This is a genomic window from Niallia sp. FSL K6-0212 (assembly GCF_038007605.1).
Lineage (GTDB): Bacteria > Bacillota > Bacilli > Bacillales > Cytobacillaceae > Niallia > Niallia circulans.
The window spans coordinates 103815-124151 of sequence record NZ_JBBOXL010000003.1; the positions used below are offsets into that span (position 1 = coordinate 103815).

Below are 20337 nucleotides of genomic sequence, written 5' to 3' on the forward strand. Positions count from 1 at the left end.
TTTTATTTACTTAAGTGACGGCCGAATCGATTTTCCAGTCCTTGCTGGATAATAGAAAGAGGGAAACAAATAAGCCAATACAATAGGGCTACCTCTGAATATAGCAATAAGAACTCATAATTCGTACTTGCGATTTCCTGTGCCTTTCGAAACATTTCTGTTACTAGAATTAAGGCTGCTAGAGACGAATCTTTAATTAAACTGATAAATGTATTAGACAATGGCGGAATCGAAACACGTGCAGCCTGTGGCAAAATAATTCTTTTTAAATTTTGAACATAGCTCATCCCAATGGAATAGCCAGCTTCCCATTGACCATTAGGAATACTTAAAATGGATCCTCTGACTATTTCCGATCCATACGCTCCAACACTTAATGAAAAACCTATAATAGCTGCTATAAAAGGTTCGAGCGTAATACCAACATTGGGTAACCCGTAAAAAATAATAAAAAGCTGTACGAGTAATGGTGTTCCGCGAATGATGGAAACATAGATTCCAGCAATCGCCCGAAAAATTTTTATACTGGATAATCTAGCTAAAGCGGTTAATACAGCTAAAATTATCCCAATAATAAAGGATATAATGGATAGTGGTATCGTATATAAAATAGCCCCCTTCACCAAAGGAAGAAGGGAACTAACTGCTATATCATAATATCGTTGGAATGCTTCTGCGTCAGTAAAAATGCTATTTAAGTACATCTTCTCCGAACCATTTCTCTGATATTGATTTATACGTACCATCATCAATCATTTCTTTAAGTGCTTTATTTACCGCTTTAACTAATGTATCATTTCCTTGTCTAAACATTAAACCACTATGCGCTACATCATCAGCAGTATCGACAATTTTAACTTTTACATCTGGCTTTTGCTTTTTAAAATCTAAGAAAGATAATTTATCATTAACGGTAACATCTACTCGTTTTGCGTTAAGAAGTTCAATCGCTTGATTAAATCCATCCACTCCAACTAGCTCTGCACCATTCGTTTTGGCAATTTCCGCATAATTACTTGTTAATGATTGTGCTGACTTTAATCCTTTCATATCTTTAAAACTTTTCACATCTGAATCTTCTCTCGTGATAAGAACAGCAGCAGAAGAAATGTAAGGATCAGAAAATGCATACTTCGCTTTTCTTTCATCATTAATCCCTACTTGGTTTGCAATCATATCAAAGCGCTTTGCATCAAGGCCTGCAAACATGGCATCCCATTGTGTTTCCTTAAATTCTGCTTTCACTCCTAAACGTTTTGCCACTTCTTGTGCAATTTCCACATCAAATCCAGTTAGCTTCCCAGAATTATCATGAAAAGTAAAGGGAGGGTATGTACCTTCCGTACCAACTATTAATGTGCCCTTATCTTTAATTTGTGCCAATAAATCTGCGTTGCTATCAGCTTTTTTATCTGCAGAATCTTTTGATCCCTTATCTGAATTGCTGCCACAAGCAGCTAACACAATGGTAATACTTACCAACAAACTTAATAATATACTAAATTTTCTCATATTATTCCTCCTTATTCCGATAAGACTTATCAGCAATAGCTATCATAGTATAGGGGATTACCATTTGTCAAAGCATTGATTTCTCCTTTTTATTTTCACCAAAAGTTCTGACATTAACCATGTGAAATATATCCATTTGATACAAAAAAAAAGCGACCTTTTAAACGGTCACTTTTTTCCAATTATATAAAAATAAATAAATGCATTAGGCTGCCGGCTTTCTGAAAACAAGTGAGTATAGATGTAATTTCCCTTCATAGACTTTTTGCATTTTATATTCATCTAATAAATCATAGGGGGTCATTAAACATGGGGGCTTATTAAAAAATAGGACACCACTGTCATGCAAAATCGATGCAACAAATTGCGAACAAAAATAAGCATTTTTACGATTATATGGGATTTTTAGTAAAATAAATAAAAGCCCAAGTAAATTGTAGCGATAATTTCTTTGTTCTTTTTCCATCTGCTCAATTTTTTTCTTCATGTTTTCATATTGTGTTTGCGTAACAGAAATGGAATAAATAATACACCTACTGTTTCGAAAAAAACTATGCTGGACATTTTCCTTCACAAATCCACCGATAAATGGATTGCTTGGCTTTCTTCTTCCAAAACTATAAACTTCATTTAATTGCGGATCAAAAGAAATAGATGCATGATTATGGGGCTTTCTTGTAAAAAATTTAATACAACGTGTAAATAAAGTGCCTGTATCCGTTAAAATAATATATACCTTTCTTTCAGTCACACAAACACCCCTCCTTCGCATTAATATTTACTTATCGAAAAAGCTGTTAATCCTGGCTTCTTTTGTAAACACCTTCGAATAAAAGTTATAATCTTTACTACTCCTCTTTGTTATCATATAGAGTTTAACCCCGGCTGGAAACAAACTCTTGTATTATTTTTATCTACGTCTTTAGACTTAAAAAAGTTACATAAAAAGCATACTTACTTAGAAATATAATAATTCTCTATAAGTAAGTATGCTTTATTTAAAAAATCATGCTTTTTTTCCAGTTTTCAAATTCAACGCAATATCTATGCAATCCTATCTCCTATACTTCGTTTTCACAGAGCAATGGTGATTCAGCTCTTCCCATAATCATTTGATAATCTGGAAGAATCGGCAAGGAACCAGCCTTTGTAGCTACTATTGCCCCCAACCGATTAGCTTGATCCATATAAGACTCCATCTCTTTTTTGCAAGCTGGAAATCCCTTTTTATAAATACATGCAAGAATCGTTGCCATAAACGCATCGCCTGAACCATTCGTATCTATTGCCTTTACCACCTTTCCAGCCATTTGGACTTTTTCTTCGTATAATAGTCCAATTGCCCCCTTTTCGCCCAAAGTAATTAGCTTGAGAGGTATTTGGAACTTCTCCAAATTTGCTAAGCCCTTCTCTACCGATTGAACCTCTAATAGAAAGAGAAGTTCTTCTTTTGACATTTTTAGAATATCTACAAAAGACAAAAATTCCATCATCACTTGTCTACATTCCTCTTCATTTTTCCATCTTTTAATCCGAATATTTGCATCAAAAGCAATGAATAAGCCTTTTTCCTTTGCGATTTCAATCGCCTTCTTTGTCGCTGCTCTTGCACTTGGATGAAAGAGTGTCCCAGAACCAAAATAAAAGATCGATTTATTTTCAAAAGATGATTCCTTAAGATCTGATTCTAATACAATTTCATTTGGCGTTTCATTTTCATATTTATGAAAATATCTTTCTCCAGATGCATCTAAATGGACATATACTTTCGATATTTTCTTGGTTGGTGTACGAACGCTGTCTTCAAGATTTATTTTTTCTTTTAACATTTCCTTTTCGACAAATTGGCTATCTTCTCCGCTTCCTAGTTTTGTAAGATAAAAACTAGGAATAGTAAATCTACTGATATGTACAGCAACGTTCACAGAAGCTCCCCCTAAACTTCTTTCAAAACAATTATTATCACTCGATCGTGAAACATAATCGATAAACGCATCGCCAAGAGACAGGATTCCTTTTCGTTCCATTTCGTGATTCTTCCTCTCTATCTTTTTCTATCTTTCTAGTATATCTTCTTTTATTCCTTTCGCTAATATTAATTAGTGAAACTTCTGTATTTCTTTCTGCGTTATACTTTATGTGTTTTTATATCGAAAAATGGAATAGGAAACCAAGTCTAATTTAATATTCAATATAGCATTCAGCTTTTGCTAAATTTTTGATATGATAGATAGGCGTATGCTTTCGAGTAAGAATATAATTTTGAAATGAATGGATAAATAGGAGTGAAAAAATGTTGGATAAGTTATGGGATTTGATAGTGGCCTTTATTTTGGGCATAGTAGAAGGTTTGACGGAATTTGCACCTGTATCATCAACTGGACATATGATACTAGTCGATGATTTATGGTTAAAGTCAGGGGAGATTTTTTCACCTGAAGTAGCTAATACCTTTAAAGTTGTTATTCAATTAGGGTCGATTTTGGCAGTAGTAATTATCTTTAAAGATCGTTTCTTAAATATTCTTGGTTTGAAAAAAACAATTAATGGTGAAAAAGTAGTCGGACATAAATTAAGCTTAGTACAAGTTCTTATTGGGTTAATTCCAGCTGGTGTTTTAGGACTTCTTTTTGATGATTACATAGATGAACATCTATTTAATTTTGAAACAGTTGCATATGCTTTAATTGTGGGTGCAGTCCTAATGATTATCGCAGACTTTACGCAAAAGAAGAAGAAACCAACCACAACTTCTTTGGATCAAATTACAAATAAGCAAGCATTTTTCATTGGTTTATTTCAATGTATCGCCCTATGGCCAGGCTTTTCAAGATCTGGATCAACGATATCTGGCGGTGTACTTATGGGGCTAAGCCACCGGGTAGCAGCTGACTTTACCTTTATCATGGCAGTACCAATTATGGCTGGTGCAAGCTTTATCTCTTTACTAAATAATTGGGAATACATTACATCTGCTGCTCTCCCATTCTTTATCGTTGGATTTATCAGTGCATTTATTTTCGCATTAATTTCTATACGCTTCTTTTTAAAGCTAATCGATCGAATTAAATTAACACCATTTGCGATCTATCGTATTGTGCTTGCTATCATTATCATTGTTGTGTTTATTTAATAATATTTATAAAGAAAAAGTCATCTCCCCGGAGATGACTTTTTCTTTATACCCACCTATTTTTCTTTTATGGATTCTTTTCGTTGTTTTTCACTCTTCACTTCTAATATATCTAACAAGAATATAAAAATCGGAATACCTACAATTAATCCCCATACTCCAAAGAAGTGTTCGGAAAATATTAAAACAATGAATGTGAAAAAAACTGGTAAATCGGTCTTAGAAGACATTAGTTTAGGATTTAATATATATGCTTCAAGCGCATGAATTACAACAATTAAGATAACAATTGAAATGACATGTGTTATTCCTCCGACCGTATAACCGATAATACATAATGGAATAAAGGAAATAATAACCCCGGCAACTGGTATTAAACCCAGTAAGAAAATCATAATACCTAATCCAAATAATTGAGGAAAGCCTAAGAAATACAAGGAAGTTGTCGTTAACACACAATTAATAATGGCAATAATAAATTGTGCTTCTATTACTTTTCCAAAGGTTGCTACAAATTTTTTACAGAAATATTTACATTCAAAGTAAATTGGTGCTATTTTACTAGTATGAAAACGAGTAGCAAACAACCGTAATCTGTCTTTTTCTAACAAAAAGAATAGGCTTAATACTATCGCCATAAACACTTGAAGCAGATTTCCCCATATATTTGTAAAATACTTAAATATAAAGGTAAAGCCCTGATGTAAATAGGTCGTTACATTAAGATTATTTATTGTATTTACTATAAAATTCAAGACTGCATTGTCATGTGGCTGCATATAAAAGTCTGTGATTTGGATAACCAAAATCGAGATTTGCTGGATGACAACAGGTAAATAGGTGGAAATCCCATATATGAGCAAAAATAATACAGTAAAATATAGCAAAATAACCGCAATTGATCGTTTTATCGCAAATTTGCTTGTAAAAAACTGAACAAGTCGATCCATTAGGTAAGAAAATATAAAAGTAAATAAAATGAGATTTATCATACTACGTACAAAATAAAGGCTTAAACCAATTAAAAACAAAATTAAAAATCTTTTTACTGCTTTTTTTTGAAAAAAATGAAGCAACATCTCCATGCAAAAGACTCCTGACGATTTAAAATACCTAACTACTATAAAATATCTTTTCTTTATCCTTTATTATCAATCCAAAAATGAAAAATAACAAGAAAAAACGTTTTTTTTCACAGATTAATTTCAATTCCATTATCTAGGAAAAATTTCATTTAATCCGTTCTCCTTCATCCACTTACAACAAAATCATTGCCTATATGAAAAGGAAGGCTTTAAGTGTATATACCCTAAATGCCTTCCTCTTCCTTATTAATCCTTTATTCGTTTAAATGGCCACCAGTTTGCTTCTCCAAAATTCTTTACTAGAACAGGTATAAGCAATGGCAAAATGATAAATGCATATAGGAATAATCCAACTAATACAATGCTTGCTATCTGTAATAGGGATAACATTCCTGATGGCATCATCGCTGCAAATGTTCCACCTAAGATGATAGCTGCAGAAATGATGACTGTCCCCATCTTCTTCATCGCTTCTAACATCGCATCTTTTATCGTTAAATTCTTATATTCATTAAATCGATCCATAAGGAAAATACTATAATCCACACCTAAAGCTACTAAAATAACAAATCCAAAGAATGGTACTGCCCAACTGATCCCAGAATAGCCCAGCAGATTCACGTAGATTGCCTCATTTATTCCAAGCGTTGTATAGAATGTTAAAATTAACGATCCAATAATATAAGCCGGCATAATGATAGACCGGAATAAAAAGATTAAAACAATCGAAATCCCAATCATCATCCAAATAACAGTATTTGTATAATCAGCATTGGACATAGTGCGAAGATCTGCATTGGTACTAGTAATCCCGGAAACAGCAATTTCCGCATTTTCAAGCTTGGTTCCTTTTGTTATTTGATCAACTCTATCTTTTATCTTATCAATTTGATCAATTGCTTCATTTGAATATGGATTGTCTGAGAATACAACGTCAAATGTCATGATTTTGCGATTTGGAGATAGGTACGTATCTAATGCCCCTTTAAATTCATCACTCGCTAATACTTCATCTGGAATATAGAAACTGTTTGTTTCGTTTTTAGATAATCCAGATAAATAATCCTTAGCAGAACCTAAACCTTCAGAAACTTGATCTAATCCTTCAGCACTTTGTGTTAATCCGTCCGTTAATTGGCCAAGCTGACCACCTATATCACTAAACCCATCTAGTAATTGCTTCTGTCCCTCATTAATACTACTTAATCCATTCGTTAATTTAGGCATATTGTTCACAATCTGCCCTTGGCCATCTGCTAATTGGTCTAATCCTTTTTGCTGTTGATCGATACCAGCAATTAATTGCTGCAGTCCAGCCGAAATATTTGCTTGATTTTTTAATATTTCTGCATAGCCTGCATTCGCTTTACTCATTCCTGTTTGTAATTTAGCTAACCCTGTATTTAATTGATCGATACCAGCATTAATTGCGGGTAATTGTTGTTGTGCTCCTAAAAATCCTGCTTTAATTCCTATATATGCTGGGTTATCAGCTAATCCAGCATATGTCCCTTCTAAAGAACCAAACGATTCTTTTGGTACTTTATTTAGCCCCTGTGCCAATTGCTCTAAACCTGAATTAATTTTTTGATATTCCCCGAGAATAGCAGATAGACCTTTCTCTGCCTCTTTATATCCAGTTTGTAATTTATTATGCTCATTCAACAGTGCTTCTGCCCCTGTTTTTGCCTGTTGTAATCCTGACTTTATTTGATCAGAACCAGCAGAACCTTGGCGAATGCCTTGTTCAATTTTTTCTAAGTTAGACTGAATTTCTCCCAAACCAGATTTCACATCATTTGTTCCTTTAATGAGCCCATTAATCCCATCTGCTGCGTCATTCAACTGTGGTCCTGATTTTTGCAGTTCATCTCCGGCACTGTGAAGCCCCTCACTTATTTGATCAATTCCTTCTTTTCCTTGGCCCAAACCTTCTTCTAAGGTTTTCGCTTGATTAGAAATATAAAGATCTTCAATGGAGTCTCCCATTGGTCTCGTTACAGACCGAACTCTATCCACCAAATCTACTTTAGCTAATTCATTCGTAATCGTATCTGCTAAAGATAAATACTCTATTGTATCTAATTGGTCATCATTTTTTAAAATTACGGTTGTTGTCATGGACTCGCCTGGTCCAAAGCTGTCCGCAATTGCATTAAATGCTTTTATCGATGAATAATCATCCCCAATTTCTTCTAAAGAATTAAAAGAAATATCACCATCATAGGTAACAAGGAAGGGAACACAAATACATGCTACAACCAATAAGGATAGCAGCGGTCTTTTTATAGAGAAATTACCCGCCACTTCCCAAATCTTGCTGTCTCCATGCTCTGCCGACCCTTTAGATGGCCAGAATAATTTCTTCCCTAATAACAGCATAAAAATTGGTACAACCGTAAATAAGGCGATAAGTAAAATAGCTACCCCCACTGCTACGGCAGAAGCAGATTGATAAAGCACAAATTTAGAAAATCCTATCGCAGCAAACCCAATCATTACCGCAATACCGCTAAAAAAGACTGTTCTTCCCGCATTTTTGTACGTTTCGACTATCGATTCCCAAATACTTTCCCGATGCATCATTTCCTCTTTAAACCTACTTAATAGTAGAATACAATAATCCGTCCCTATTCCAAAGAGAACAGCAACCAAGAAAATTTGTGTATACGTGGAAAGTGGGAAATTAAATTGATCTACTAGAATAGACACAATAGATTGGGATGCTAAGTATGTAAGTCCTACTGTAATTAAAGGAATAAATGGCGCAATTACAGATCTAAAAACAATTAACAATACAGCCAGAATGAAGACAACTGTGATTCCTTCTGTCTTCTTTAATCCCTCTTGAGAACTATTTACCAAATCCTGATCAATCATCCAGTTGCTGGTATAATAGTGATCCACATCATATTTTTCAATTGTTTTATATAATGCGTCGCTGACCTCTTCCGCTTCTCTATCATTCCAACTAATAGTCAATGATGTGAGGATGGTTTTTCCATCATCTGAAACCAACTGGTCCTTTAATTCCTCCTTTTCAAACGAGGAAAGTATATCTGTAATTCCTAACTTTTTCTTATTGGCTTCTAATGCATCCACTGCTTTTTTCGCTTCCGCAATATCTTTTTCCGTCAACTTCTTATCATTATGAAAGACTAAAGCCACTGTTGACTGTTCCCCTGCATTTTTCTGATTCTGAATTTCATCAAGAATTTTTCCAGCCTCAGAAGAAGAGTATTCATCAGGTATAGTAATCTGTCCTTTTTCCTTCACTAAATCTCCCATATTTGGAGCTATTATAAATAAACCGACTATAGCGATAATCCATGCTCCAAGAATAAACCATTTTCCCTTTAAAATAGCATTCAACTTTATTCCCCTCCAGCTTCTATTCTCTATTTTTCTTCAATTAATCTATCTAACTTGGCATACGTGTCTATAAAGTTTTGAATTTCAGTATGATCAAATTGCGAAATAACAGACACAATCACACTTTGAATTTTTTTCTCCATCTCGCCAAATATTACTTTTCCTGCTGAAGTTAAAGTTAAATAAATAACACGCCTATCCTTTTCATCTCTTGTTCTCTCAACCCATCCCTTTTCAACTAAGCGGTTGATGATAGGAGTAATGGCACTTTTTTTCACCCCAAACACAATCGCAAGCTCTGTAGATGTACATACTTCGACATTGTTGATATGGCGCATCGTAAAATGCTGTTCTGTTGTTAGAACATCTCCTATTTCCTGTCTAATTAACTGATCAAATTTACGATTAACAGAAAAATTTATACTTACATATCGATCAATAATCTGATTTATCTCTGTTCGATTAATAACATTCACCCCACATCTATTTAGTTAAAGGGTTTAACTATTAAATATTTTAACTTTATTTTTATTTTTATGTCAACACAAAATTTTCATGCCAAAAAGGGAGATATCAACAGCACTAGGATTGCAATAATTCCTCCTTTAATTGATTATGCTATAATAAGAAAAAAATTAATGGAGAATAAGAATATGTTTCCAAATATCTCAATAAAAAATACACTTATGGAAAGTCTAGGAATCAATATTGTTGAAGTTAAAAATGGGGTATGCATTGCGACAATGCCAGTAGATGAACGAACAAAACAACCTTTCGGCTATCTACACGGCGGGGCTTCCGTAGCTTTAGCGGAAACTGCTGCAAGCGTTGGAGCAGCTAGTCTAATTGATGCCAAAAAACAAGCGGTGTTTGGCCAAGAAATAAACGCAAACCACATTCGTTCGGTAAAAGAAGGAATTGTAACCGCAACTGCTACAGTTATTCATCAAGGAAAATCCAGTATGGTTTACGAAATTAAAGTAGAGAATGATAAAAAGGAATTAATATGTATCTCACGGTGTACGCTGGCAGTAATTTCTTTAGAGAGATAGTTTGTCTTTAAGGAATTTGGAGGAGAAATTTAATTTTAGTTGATATTTGTGGTCGGTTGGCTGATATATTGGGAGGTTGGCTGATTCCTCCCTCCTTTTGGCTGATATTTCGGCACTTTGGCTGATTTCTCCCTCCTTTTGGCTGATATTTTTGCACTTTGGCTGATTCCTCCCTTCTTTTGGCTGATATTTCAGCACTTTGGCTGATTCCCCTCTCCTTTTGGCTGATATTTCTGTTCTTTGGCTGATTCCCCTCTCCTTTTGGCTGATATTTTTGCACTTTGGCTGATTTCTCCCTCCTTTTGGCTGATATTTCGGCACTTCGGCTGATTCCCTCCTCCTTTTGGCTGATATTTCTGTTCTTTGGCTGATTTCCTCCTCCTTTTAGGTAATTTCTTCGATCTTTGTTCCCTATCCAGCACTTATTTTTTCAAATCAATACAAAAAGTGCATTTCAAAAATCAATTTGCTGATTTTTGAATGCACTTTTCTCTTAACTATCTCTTATTTACAAGTATACATTCTTGCTTCATATGGTTTCAATGAAATGGAAGTTGTTGGCTCATGTTCTTCAACTGAGTAATTTGCTAACAGTAAATTTTCATGCTCCAATTCGACGACACGATTTTCAAACACTGCCTCTTCTGCTGATAAATTAGAAATGATCACCATCTTTTTATCCTCCAGGGTCCGAGTGTAGGCAAAAACCTGTTTATTCTCTTCATCCACTAAATCAAAGGTTCCATATGTTAAAATAGGACCAGATTTTTTCAAATCTATCATCTTCTTATAAAAATGATAGATAGAATCTGGATCTTGCTTTTGACTTTCCACATTGATATCTAAATAGTTTGGATTCATTCCCATCCAAGGCGTGTGTTCAGAAAAACCAGCATATTCATCACTAGACCATTGCATTGGGGTTCTGGAATTATCACGGCTAGTAGACCAAATAATCTCCATCACTTCCTTATGGCTAAATCCTTCTTCCCGTTTCAATTTATAAAGGTTTTTCGTTGCCACGTCATCATATTCCTCAATCGTTGGAAATTGAACATTCGTCATTCCTATTTCTTGACCTTGATAAATGAATGGAGTTCCTTGCATAAAGAAATACATCATCCCTAAAGCCTTGGCACTTTCTTTCCAATATTCCTTATCATTACCCCATGTGGAAACAGATCTTGCTTTGTCATGGTTTTCAATAAACAAAGCATTCCATCCCTTGTTTTCTAAACCTTTTTGCCATTTATTTAAAACCTGTTTCAATTCCATAACATCGACGCCATAATTTTTTTCGTTATCCCATAAATCTAAATGTTCAAATTGGAAAACCATATTAAATTTTCCCTTTGTTTCTCCAACCCATAGCTCTGCTTCTTCTACCTTTACACCATTGGCTTCTCCGACTGTCATAATATCATATTTTGCAAATGTCTCATTCTTTAACTCTTCTAAAAATGGTTGAATTCCTTCTACATTCATATGCTTATCAAAAGATGGGACATAGTCTAAGCCTAGTGGATTATCCATATCTTTTAATCCTTCTTCTTTTTTAATATGACTGATGGCGTCAATTCGGAAACCGTCAATACCTTTGTCAAGCCACCAATTAATCATATTGTATAGAGCTTTTCTTACTTCTTCATTTTCCCAATTTAAATCTGGCTGTCTTGTTGAAAAAATATGCATAAAATATTGTCCAGTTGTCTCATCCAGTTTCCAAGCAGAGCCTCCAAATATACTTTCCCAGTTATTCGGCTCTTTCCCATCTACTCCATCTCTCCAAATATACCAGTCTCTTTTCGGATTATTTAAGGAAGACCGAGATTCTACAAACCATTCATGCTCATCACTTGTATGATTAATTACTAAATCAATAATTAACTTCATTCCACGTTGATGTACTTCATATAGAAGCAAGTCAAAATCATCCATTGTTCCAAACTCATCCATAATATCTTGATAATCACTAATATCATAGCCATTATCATCATTTGGCGATTTATACATTGGACAAATCCAAATACAATCAATCCCAAGTTCTTTTAAATAATCTAATTTAGTTATAATTCCTTTTAAATCCCCTATTCCATCTCCATTTGAATCCATGAAACTTCTAGGATAAATCTGATAGGCTACTGCCTCTTTCCACCACTTTTGAGTCACTCTAATTTCTCCCTTTCTACATCTAATTTCTGTTTTATTACCACATTAAAGGTCGTTTTATTCCGCTACTCGACAACAAGAGTTTCTTTCCACCATTTTCGCAGGTACGGTAATTCGCTTAGTTACAGCATTAGGATACGTAATATCATCGAGTAAGCACTTGGTTGCTTCAACACCAAGCTGAAAAATATTAATATCCACACTTGTTAAAGAAGGCTTCATATACTTACCAGTTGAAATATTATTAAATGCAACAATGGATAAATCTTCTGGAATAGATATGGAAAGTTCCTCTGCATAGCTAATTAATTCAATGGCAATAAAATCATCGGAGACAACAAGCGCTGTCGGTCGGCTTTCCAAATTCAAAATCTCTGTAAGCTTCTCTTTTGTTCGATCCACTAATTCCTTATCATAAATGATTAACTCTTTTTGATAAGCAATTCCATTTTCCTTTAATGCTTGTTTAAAACCTTTCAAACGGTCAATCGTAAAAACCATTTCCATATTGGCTCCAATAAAGGCAATTTTCTGATGACCTAATTGAATTAAGTACTCGGTAATTTGTTTCGTAATAAACACATTATCGTTATCCACAAATGTAATTCTTTCAGCATTTTGATAGGGCCTCCCAATAACAGTAAAGGGAAATTTATTTTGTAAAAGATAATCCATAATTTTATCATTCGTTTTACTATATAATAGAATAATGCCATCTACCCTTTTCCCCTGGACCATCTCGATTACTTCCTGCAATATTTCCTCTTCTGATGCTCCGGTTGTTAAATAAATGCCAAACTGACTTTTTCTTGCCTCCAAACTAATACCTCTTAAAACTTCTGGAAAAAATGGGTTTTCTAGCACCCTTTCTGTCGAATGCGGCATAACAATTCCGATTGTTTTCGTGCTCTTAACTACTAAGCTTCTTGCTTGAAGGTTTGGATGATATCCTAATTCCTCCATTGCTTCCCGGACTTTGCGCTTTGTTTCATCACTTATTTTCGGATGATTCGCCAGTACCCTTGAAACAGTGGATGGAGAAACATTTGCTAATTTACCAACATCTTTAATGGTTACTGCCATACTTTCCCCTCCGTTATTTTTAGCACAATAATGGTAAACGCTATCATTTTATATTAAAAAAATTGTTCTATCATTCACCTTTTCGTGCAAACGATTGCACTAGCATATGTAGAATATACCATAGGAAGAGCTTTATATCAATAAAAAATATTAAAATGGTAGCCAAGATTTATATTCCCATTTCTATAATATAAGCACTGAGAGTCACTCTCTGTGCTTATACTGTCACATATCCTCTCGTTCATTATTTACTATCCTAACATTATTTGTCTATCGATTCTAATTCCTTTATCACAGGAGGACTTTCAAGTACCGTATCCATATAATTTCGTCCCCAGCTATACATAGCATCTAAAATAGGCATAAGCGATTTTCCTTCATCTGTTAAGGAATATTCTACTTTTGGAGGGACAACTGGATAAACAACTCGTTTTACAATATAGTCATTTTCTAACTCACGCAATTGGTTGACAAGCATACGCTGTGTAATTCCGGGAATTAAAGCTTTTAGTTCTCCAAAGCGCTTTGTTCCTTCCTTACCCAAATGCCAAAGAATTAACATTTTCCACTTTCCACCAATTATACTTAAGGTTAGTTCTTTCTCACAATTAAATTCTTTGCCTGCCATTCGTTCCATCATCATTCCTCTTTCCTTAATTGATACTTAGTATACTTTTAGACACTATATAAAAAAAAAGTGCGTACTTACTTAAATGGATTATAAAACGTATAATAACGGTTGTACAGAAATTAGACATATTTCCAGTATTCTGCGTGCAAGATAAAATGAAAAAAAGAAAAGGAGTTAAACAAAATGAAATTACAATTAGCATTAGATTTAGTTAATATCCCACAAGCAATAGAGGTTGTTTCTCAGGTTGAACAATATGTTGATATCGTTGAGATTGGTACACCTGTAGTAATAAATGAAGGCCTTCACGCTGTTAAGCAAGTAAAAGAAGCTTTTCCTAATTTGTCTGTATTAGCGGACTTAAAAATTATGGATGCAGCTGGTTATGAAGTAAGCCAAGCAGTTAATGCTGGTGCTGACCTTGTCACTATTTTAGCTGTTGCTGAAGACGAATCCATTAAAGGTGCTGTTGCTGAAGCGAAAAAGCTTGGCAAAGAAATTCTTGTCGATATGATCGCTGTGAAAGATATTAAAACACGCGCACAACAACTTGATGAGTTTGGTGTTGATTACATTTGTGTTCATACTGGATATGACTTACAAGCAGTTGGTAAAAACTCTTTTGAAGATTTAAAAGCAATTAAGAGTGTTGTCAAAAATGCTAAAACTGCAGTTGCAGGTGGCATTAAACTAGAAACATTGCCAGAAGTGATTGCTGCTCAACCAGATTTAGTTATAGTTGGCGGAGGAATTACTAGCCAAGAGAACTTAAGTGAAGCTGCATCTAAATTTAAAGAACTAATTGCTCAAGGATAAGTAAATGAAAACAAGCGATTATCTTGACCAAGTCATTCAAGAATTAACGGAGGCAGGAGCACTTATTGCAAATGAGGACTTAGAAAAGCTTGTCGAACGTATTCTTCAATCAAAAAAAGTTTTCGTTTATGGAGCTGGCCGTTCTGGGTTTATGCTTAAATCATTTGCGATGCGAATGATGCACATGGGAATTGATGCTTACGTTGTTGGAGAAACGGTTACTGCTATTTATGAAAAGGATGATCTTCTCATTGTAGGAACCGGTTCTGGTGAAACAAAAAGTATTATAACCATCGTAGAAAAAGCCAAAAGTATTGGTGGAAATATTACAGCCCTAACTATTTCTCCTGATTCTACTATTGGGAAGCTGGTTGATCAAGTTATTAAAATGCCTGGTTCACCAAAAGATCGAGGAAATAATGAAGCGAAAAGTATTCAACCAATGGGTTCCTTATTCGAACAGTTACTCCTTATCGTCTTGGATAGTGTAATTTTAAAATACATGGAAATAAAAGAATTAGATTCCAGTAAAATGTATGGGAAGCATGCTAATTTAGAATAGATTTTTCCTAAAAAAGAAAAGGATAGATAAAGCATCCTTCATATGCTAAATCTAACCTTTTTCTTTTACTAATCAGAACCTCCACCACAGCTTGAACAGGAGCTATCAGAGGAGCAAGAGCTGTCTGATGAACAGAATACCGATCCAGTTCCACAGCTTGTGCAGCTTGCTGAACTATCACTACTCATTTTCATATAACTGGAAAATTCTGCGTAATGAAAATAAGATACAGATAAATAAGGAACAAGCATGGAATTGAATTTTTGTTCCCTTTTACTTTTTTTCATTTTGTCATAGATGGTACTTTTTTGATAATCTCTAACCTTCTTTACCGATTTTTTCATAGCGGTAATCAGCGCATAAATAGTAGTATGATATTTCGTATCCGTTTTAAAATATCGATTAAATAATTCGTCTTCAGATAAGTTTTTAAAGTCTTCGATAATAGTTGGATGAACAGGATATCGAAAAAATCCCTTATATAAATAGATATTCTCTTTTCTTATAAGAAAAAGTTCTGCATAAACCCAATCAAAAAATCCTCGTAAATCAGGATTAGATTTCCCTTTTACATTAGGACTGTGATGGAGAGTTGAGCCTAAGTATTTATGGGAGAATTCCTTATATTCTCGGGTAAACATGAGCATCTGATGCCATAATTCATCAACTTTCACACTAAACATAGTAGATTCTTTTAAAAGAGAGGTTAAAACAAAATATCGTTTTAAATCAAGTAAGCGCCATTCATACTCATTTTCTCTTAACTTGTTCTCTCTCCTTACTCGTTCTTCTACATTTTCCATATAACTTCTAGTAAGAGATTGTTCTAGGTCATCACTTAGTTTTTTTAATCCTTTAATTGGCTGAATCTCTAATACTTTAGGAGATGCGCCAAATTTAAAGGTGAGTCTTGTGCGCAAAAATAGAATAATCCAAATCATAATAACGGTAAGTAGAAGCAGCCATGCCATCTCATCTCTCCCCTTCCATTTAGAAACATTATCTAATTTATAAAGCATAAATTAGATATTAATAATACGAATTTTATTATGTAAAGTTCCGCCTTTAATAATTTTTTTATGCATTTAAAATGTAGCAGATAAAAAATACACCACTAATAACTAAGTGGTGTACGTATTAAGATAATATGTGTAGATTCTTATCTGCTGTTACGAGTATTTTTTCATTTACAGAGTTGGTATAATCACTATATTCTTTTAGCATAAATAATATAACGCTGCGGTGCATTGCCTACAAAGCGAAATGGATAACATGTTGTCAGGATAAGTTCTTCTTGTGAATCATCTAGTGTAATAATCGATTGATCATCGGCCTCGACTATTTTAGTAGAAGTGATTTGATAAGAGAATTCCCCATATGGCAAAATAATTTTAAGCTCGTCTCCTATTTCTAATTCTCCTGCTCTCCTAAAAACCGTATCACGATGGCCCGATAAGACGATTTGTCCATTTTCATCTGGATAGAAGCTGCCTTTATAATGTCCGACCCCTTTTTCCAAATCATCTGGATCTGTCCCTTCCACAATTGGTAACTCCCCATCAATTTTGTCAATCTCTAATAGCCCAACAGCATCTCCAATAGATGGGACAAAACGTTTACTTTCTTTATCCACCCACTTTTCATTCCCCTTGTTAATGGCTGCCTTAGCTTCGGATAAAGAGTTCTCCGTTTGCGCTTTCGTATCCATTATATTCCAAACGCCATACCCAATAAAAAATACTCCGCCTATTATAAGCAGGAGGGATAACCATTTAGTCCACTTCATATCATCCTATGCCTTTCTTCATTAATTTATTAAAACAACTATTTCGTATTACGACCAGTATAATTTCTACTTTGATTAAATTGTAAGCTATTGTCACAGTATCTGGCAATAGCTTTCCTTCTCTACTTTTTGTTATTTGTACTCATTACAAACATACATACATATTATTCACACGTACTTACTATCAAAAAAGTAGAAAAAAAATAATTGACATTTTTTACTTTGTTTAAAACAAAGAGAAAGCGTTTAATATATAAATCCATAAAAAATTCGGTTTTTATTCAAATCCTCCTGAAACGATTTATGTTAAGATAGTAATGTTTTTCCTTATAGCTTTCAGGAAAGAATTATCTCGCAAGGAGCGTAATACCATGATTGATAAATTAAAACCAATTCCCTCTTTATCTTCTAATTCTGTATTCTTAGCCGCTTTATTGGGAATGGTTGGCGGCTTTTTAGATGCGTATACCTTTATTAGCAGGGACGGCGTATTTGCCAATGCGCAAACAGGGAATATTGTTTTGTTTGCAGTGAACGCAGCGACTGGCGAATGGAGAGAATCCCTTCATTATATTCCACCGTTAATAGCTTTTATTTTAGGAGTCCTAGTCTCAGAAATTGTGAAGATTCCTTCTTTAAGAGAGATCTTATACAGCTATAGACGATCGATTCTAATATTGGAATGTATTGTCTTAATTACCGTTGGCTTCTTGCCGGCATCTATACCAAACATTATTGTGACAACAAGTATTTCTTTTGTATCTTCCTTACAAATATCTACTTTTAATAAACTCGATAAATGGGCCTATAATTCTACTATGACTACTGGTAATTTACGAACTGCGACACAAGCGGCTTATGCTGCTTTTATCAAACAAAGTCAAGAGGCAAGAATCCAATTTAAAGAGTTTTCCCTTATAATTGGCTCTTTTATTTTCGGAGCGCTACTAGGAACGTTTACAACCACTCAATTTGGCAATAAAGCTATCTGGATATCTGCCATCATTTTAATTATTGCATTAGTTCTCTATCATAAAGATAAAGGATATATTCGTAAGCGTTGTGCACAATAATTAATGTAAAAAAGGAGAAAGGCTGAGTCTTGGCAGCCTTTCTCCTTTTTATTTGCTATTCATCAGGGTATACAGTTCCTCCCATCTTCTTTCCAGCCTTTCCTTTTCCGATGAAAATTGCGCTAAGCTCTCCCATTCCGTCTCTGTTTCTATTCTTCTCTCTACTTCTGATATCTCCTTCTCCAATCCTTCCAGTTCATTTGCCAAATCCACTGGATTAACGGCAGATTCGGTTCTTTGTCTTTTCTTAATCGGCTGCATCCTCTTTTTCGATGTTATTGTTTCGTCTATATGCACTTGTGTCCTTTTTCTTTCCTGTGACTTTTCTCGCGCATACGTATAATTTCCTTCATAACATTGAATCTCTTGTGACTCAATCCAATAAATCTTTCGAAAAAGCTTATTTAAAAAGTAGCGATCATGGGAAACAGCAAGAATAGTACCATCAAAATTCTCTAGAGCATCTTCCAATACTTCACGAGAATCAATATCTAAATGATTCGTTGGTTCATCTAATACAAGCAGATTAATTTCTTGATGCATCAGCTGTGCTAATCGCAGCCTCATTCTTTCTCCGCCGCTTAAATTGGCAGTCTTTCGAAAAACAGAATATCCATAAAAGAGAAATTGCGCTAAAATATGTCGAGCCTCCCCTTCTGTCACAGATACTTCATTTCGAAAAGCCTCGATAACTGTTTCTCCTTCCATTTCTGTTAAGGTATGCTGAGAAAGATAACCGATTTTAACATTACTACCGATCTTTATTTCTCCTTCATCTGCCTTGATTTGCTGAAGAATCATTTTTAATAAAGTTGATTTCCCTGTGCCATTCTCTCCAATAATAGCTGCCCTATCCTTGTAGCTAATCTTCATCTGTACATCTTGAAAGAGGATTTGCTCTCCAAATTTTTTGGAAACATTACGAAGTTGAATCACATCCTTGCCACTTCGATCACTTGATTCCATTTCAAAATTCATTTTCTTTCTATTCATATTTGGCCGAGACAATTTCTCCATTCTCTCTATAGCCCGTTCCATGTTTCGCGCACGCTTATGCAGTCCTTCATTAGGCGGGTTGGCACGATTGGCCCATTCACGCAAGCGTTTAATCGCTTCCCTCATTTTCTTGATTTTCTTTTGCTGCTCCTCGTAAGCTTGGAATTCTCTTAAAAGTCTTTCTTCCTTTTCCTTCGTAAAATTGGTGAAATTAGTATGATAGGTCGTTACTTCTCCATCCTCTAAATCGATGACTTTTTGAATTACTTCATCTAAAAAGTAGCGATCATGAGAAATAAGTAAAATGGTTCCACTATAATCTTGAAGAAATCTTCCTAGCCACTCCACTGCCATTAAATCTAAATGGTTCGTCGGCTCATCTAATAAAAGGAAATCTGGTTCTTCCAGAAGAATCATGGCTAAACCAATTTTAGTTCGTTCTCCTCCACTTAAATCTCCATATTTTTTGGTTACTAAATGTTGAATGTTTAACCCGTTTACAATCTTTTCAATTTTGGCATCCATCTCATATCCGCCAGCATTTGTAAAAAACTCTTGCAGTTTTCCATACTCCTCGATTAAAAGCTGTAATTGGCTTGGAGAATTGTCCTTCGCCATTTCCTGTTCCATCTGTTTCATCTTCTCTTCGATGATAACTAGATTTGAAAATGCTTGCTTTAAAACATCCTTTGCCATCCATTCTGGTTTAAATTCTGGTATTTGTTCTAAATACCCAATTTTCATGCCTTTTTTCCAATGAATTTGCCCAGCATCTGGTGTTTCCTTCCCAGCTAGAAGCCTAAACAAGGTTGTCTTGCCACTTCCGTTTCTGCCAACAAGACCTACTTTTTCCTTCTCCTTGATCTCTATAGAAATATCTTCAAATATGGTATTTCCTCCATACATTTTAGCTATCTTATTTACGCTGCAAATAATCATTTTACCGCTCTCCTTTGTTATGATTATCTCTTTTCCCAACCTCTAAACGGACGATTCCAGTCCATTTAAAGCAACACAAAAAGCCATGGAAAACAACTTCTCCATGACTTATCTGTTATAGAAAAGAC

Annotated in this window: 19 protein-coding genes; 5 read left to right on the forward strand and 14 right to left on the reverse strand. The window is 34.6% G+C overall.

The features are described 5' to 3' along the window. Positions 1-2 precede the first annotated feature (2 nt). From MHH96_RS25250 to MHH96_RS25265, 4 genes are all read right to left on the reverse strand, one after another. The gene (locus MHH96_RS25250; protein ID WP_047942288.1) at positions 3-704 is read right to left on the reverse strand and encodes an amino acid ABC transporter permease; all 702 of its coding nucleotides are present in this window, start codon (positions 702-704) and stop codon (positions 3-5) included. Continuing rightward, positions 691-1512 (reverse strand): amino acid ABC transporter substrate-binding protein, encoded by an 822-nt coding sequence (locus MHH96_RS25255; protein ID WP_061799091.1) that lies wholly within the window; start codon positions 1510-1512, stop codon positions 691-693. The genes MHH96_RS25250 and MHH96_RS25255 overlap by 14 nt, the downstream gene beginning before the upstream one ends. A gap of 205 nt (positions 1513-1717) precedes the next feature. Then, on the reverse strand, positions 1718-2263 hold the full coding sequence (locus MHH96_RS25260) for a hypothetical protein (RefSeq protein WP_082810053.1): 546 nt from the start codon (positions 2261-2263) through the stop codon (positions 1718-1720). 310 nt (positions 2264-2573) lie between these two features. After that, positions 2574-3539: a carbohydrate kinase family protein gene (locus tag MHH96_RS25265; protein ID WP_061799095.1), complete on the reverse strand. Its 966-nt coding sequence runs from the start codon at positions 3537-3539 to the stop codon at positions 2574-2576. Positions 3540-3805: 266 nt separating this feature from the next. On the opposite strand from MHH96_RS25265, the gene MHH96_RS25270 reads away from it, so the two are divergent. Next, complete coding sequence (locus tag MHH96_RS25270; RefSeq protein ID WP_047942294.1) at positions 3806-4645, forward strand: undecaprenyl-diphosphate phosphatase; 840 nt, start codon at positions 3806-3808, stop codon at positions 4643-4645. Between the two features lie 56 nt (positions 4646-4701). On the opposite strand, the gene MHH96_RS25275 is transcribed toward MHH96_RS25270, so the two are convergent. The 3 genes from MHH96_RS25275 to MHH96_RS25285 all read right to left on the reverse strand — a co-directional run bounded on the left by MHH96_RS25275 (position 4702) and on the right by MHH96_RS25285 (position 9578). Continuing rightward, positions 4702-5730, reverse strand: coding sequence for an AI-2E family transporter (locus MHH96_RS25275; RefSeq protein WP_061799097.1), 1029 nt, complete (start codon positions 5728-5730; stop codon positions 4702-4704). Between the two features lie 246 nt (positions 5731-5976). Further along, on the reverse strand, positions 5977-9102 hold the full coding sequence (locus MHH96_RS25280) for an MMPL family transporter (RefSeq protein ID WP_061799099.1): 3126 nt from the start codon (positions 9100-9102) through the stop codon (positions 5977-5979). A 26-nt stretch (positions 9103-9128) separates the two neighbouring features. After that, positions 9129-9578, reverse strand: coding sequence for a MarR family winged helix-turn-helix transcriptional regulator (locus MHH96_RS25285; RefSeq protein WP_082138327.1), 450 nt, complete (start codon positions 9576-9578; stop codon positions 9129-9131). A gap of 177 nt (positions 9579-9755) precedes the next feature. On the opposite strand from MHH96_RS25285, the gene MHH96_RS25290 reads away from it, so the two are divergent. Further along, the gene (locus MHH96_RS25290; RefSeq protein ID WP_082138328.1) at positions 9756-10154 is read left to right on the forward strand and encodes a hotdog fold thioesterase; all 399 of its coding nucleotides are present in this window, start codon (positions 9756-9758) and stop codon (positions 10152-10154) included. A 7-nt stretch (positions 10155-10161) separates the two neighbouring features. On the opposite strand, the gene MHH96_RS25295 is transcribed toward MHH96_RS25290, so the two are convergent. The 4 genes from MHH96_RS25295 to MHH96_RS25310 all read right to left on the reverse strand — a co-directional run bounded on the left by MHH96_RS25295 (position 10162) and on the right by MHH96_RS25310 (position 14043). Beyond that, positions 10162-10434: a hypothetical protein gene (locus tag MHH96_RS25295; RefSeq protein WP_144546560.1), complete on the reverse strand. Its 273-nt coding sequence runs from the start codon at positions 10432-10434 to the stop codon at positions 10162-10164. Positions 10435-10658: 224 nt separating this feature from the next. Further along, positions 10659-12323 carry an alpha,alpha-phosphotrehalase gene (locus tag MHH96_RS25300; RefSeq protein WP_144546558.1) on the reverse strand — a complete coding sequence of 555 codons (1665 nt, stop codon included), beginning with the start codon at positions 12321-12323 and terminating at the stop codon, positions 10659-10661. 57 nt (positions 12324-12380) lie between these two features. Next, complete coding sequence (locus MHH96_RS25305) at positions 12381-13406, reverse strand: LacI family DNA-binding transcriptional regulator (RefSeq protein ID WP_047942299.1); 1026 nt, start codon at positions 13404-13406, stop codon at positions 12381-12383. Positions 13407-13668: 262 nt separating this feature from the next. After that, a complete protein-coding gene (locus MHH96_RS25310; RefSeq protein WP_047942300.1) occupies positions 13669-14043 on the reverse strand; it encodes a winged helix-turn-helix transcriptional regulator in 375 nt (124 codons plus the stop codon). 177 nt (positions 14044-14220) lie between these two features. On the opposite strand from MHH96_RS25310, the gene hxlA reads away from it, so the two are divergent. After that, entirely contained in the window at positions 14221-14853 is a 633-nt protein-coding gene (hxlA, locus tag MHH96_RS25315) for a 3-hexulose-6-phosphate synthase (protein WP_144546556.1), read from the forward strand. Positions 14854-14857: 4 nt separating this feature from the next. Beyond that, a complete protein-coding gene (gene hxlB / locus MHH96_RS25320; RefSeq protein ID WP_328283353.1) occupies positions 14858-15415 on the forward strand; it encodes a 6-phospho-3-hexuloisomerase in 558 nt (185 codons plus the stop codon). Positions 15416-15483: 68 nt separating this feature from the next. Here hxlB and MHH96_RS25325 read toward each other — a convergent pair whose 3' ends face one another. Both MHH96_RS25325 and MHH96_RS25330 read right to left on the reverse strand, forming a co-directional pair. Beyond that, positions 15484-16386 (reverse strand): hypothetical protein, encoded by a 903-nt coding sequence (locus tag MHH96_RS25325; RefSeq protein ID WP_328283352.1) that lies wholly within the window; start codon positions 16384-16386, stop codon positions 15484-15486. 236 nt (positions 16387-16622) lie between these two features. After that, a complete protein-coding gene (locus tag MHH96_RS25330; RefSeq protein WP_047942305.1) occupies positions 16623-17201 on the reverse strand; it encodes a class D sortase in 579 nt (192 codons plus the stop codon). A 371-nt stretch (positions 17202-17572) separates the two neighbouring features. Between MHH96_RS25330 and MHH96_RS25335 the strand changes: the two genes are divergently transcribed. Continuing rightward, positions 17573-18274 carry a YoaK family protein gene (locus tag MHH96_RS25335; protein WP_047942306.1) on the forward strand — a complete coding sequence of 234 codons (702 nt, stop codon included), beginning with the start codon at positions 17573-17575 and terminating at the stop codon, positions 18272-18274. A gap of 48 nt (positions 18275-18322) precedes the next feature. Here MHH96_RS25335 and abc-f read toward each other — a convergent pair whose 3' ends face one another. Continuing rightward, entirely contained in the window at positions 18323-20209 is a 1887-nt protein-coding gene (abc-f, locus tag MHH96_RS25340; protein ID WP_144546550.1) for a ribosomal protection-like ABC-F family protein, read from the reverse strand. Positions 20210-20337 lie beyond the last annotated feature (128 nt).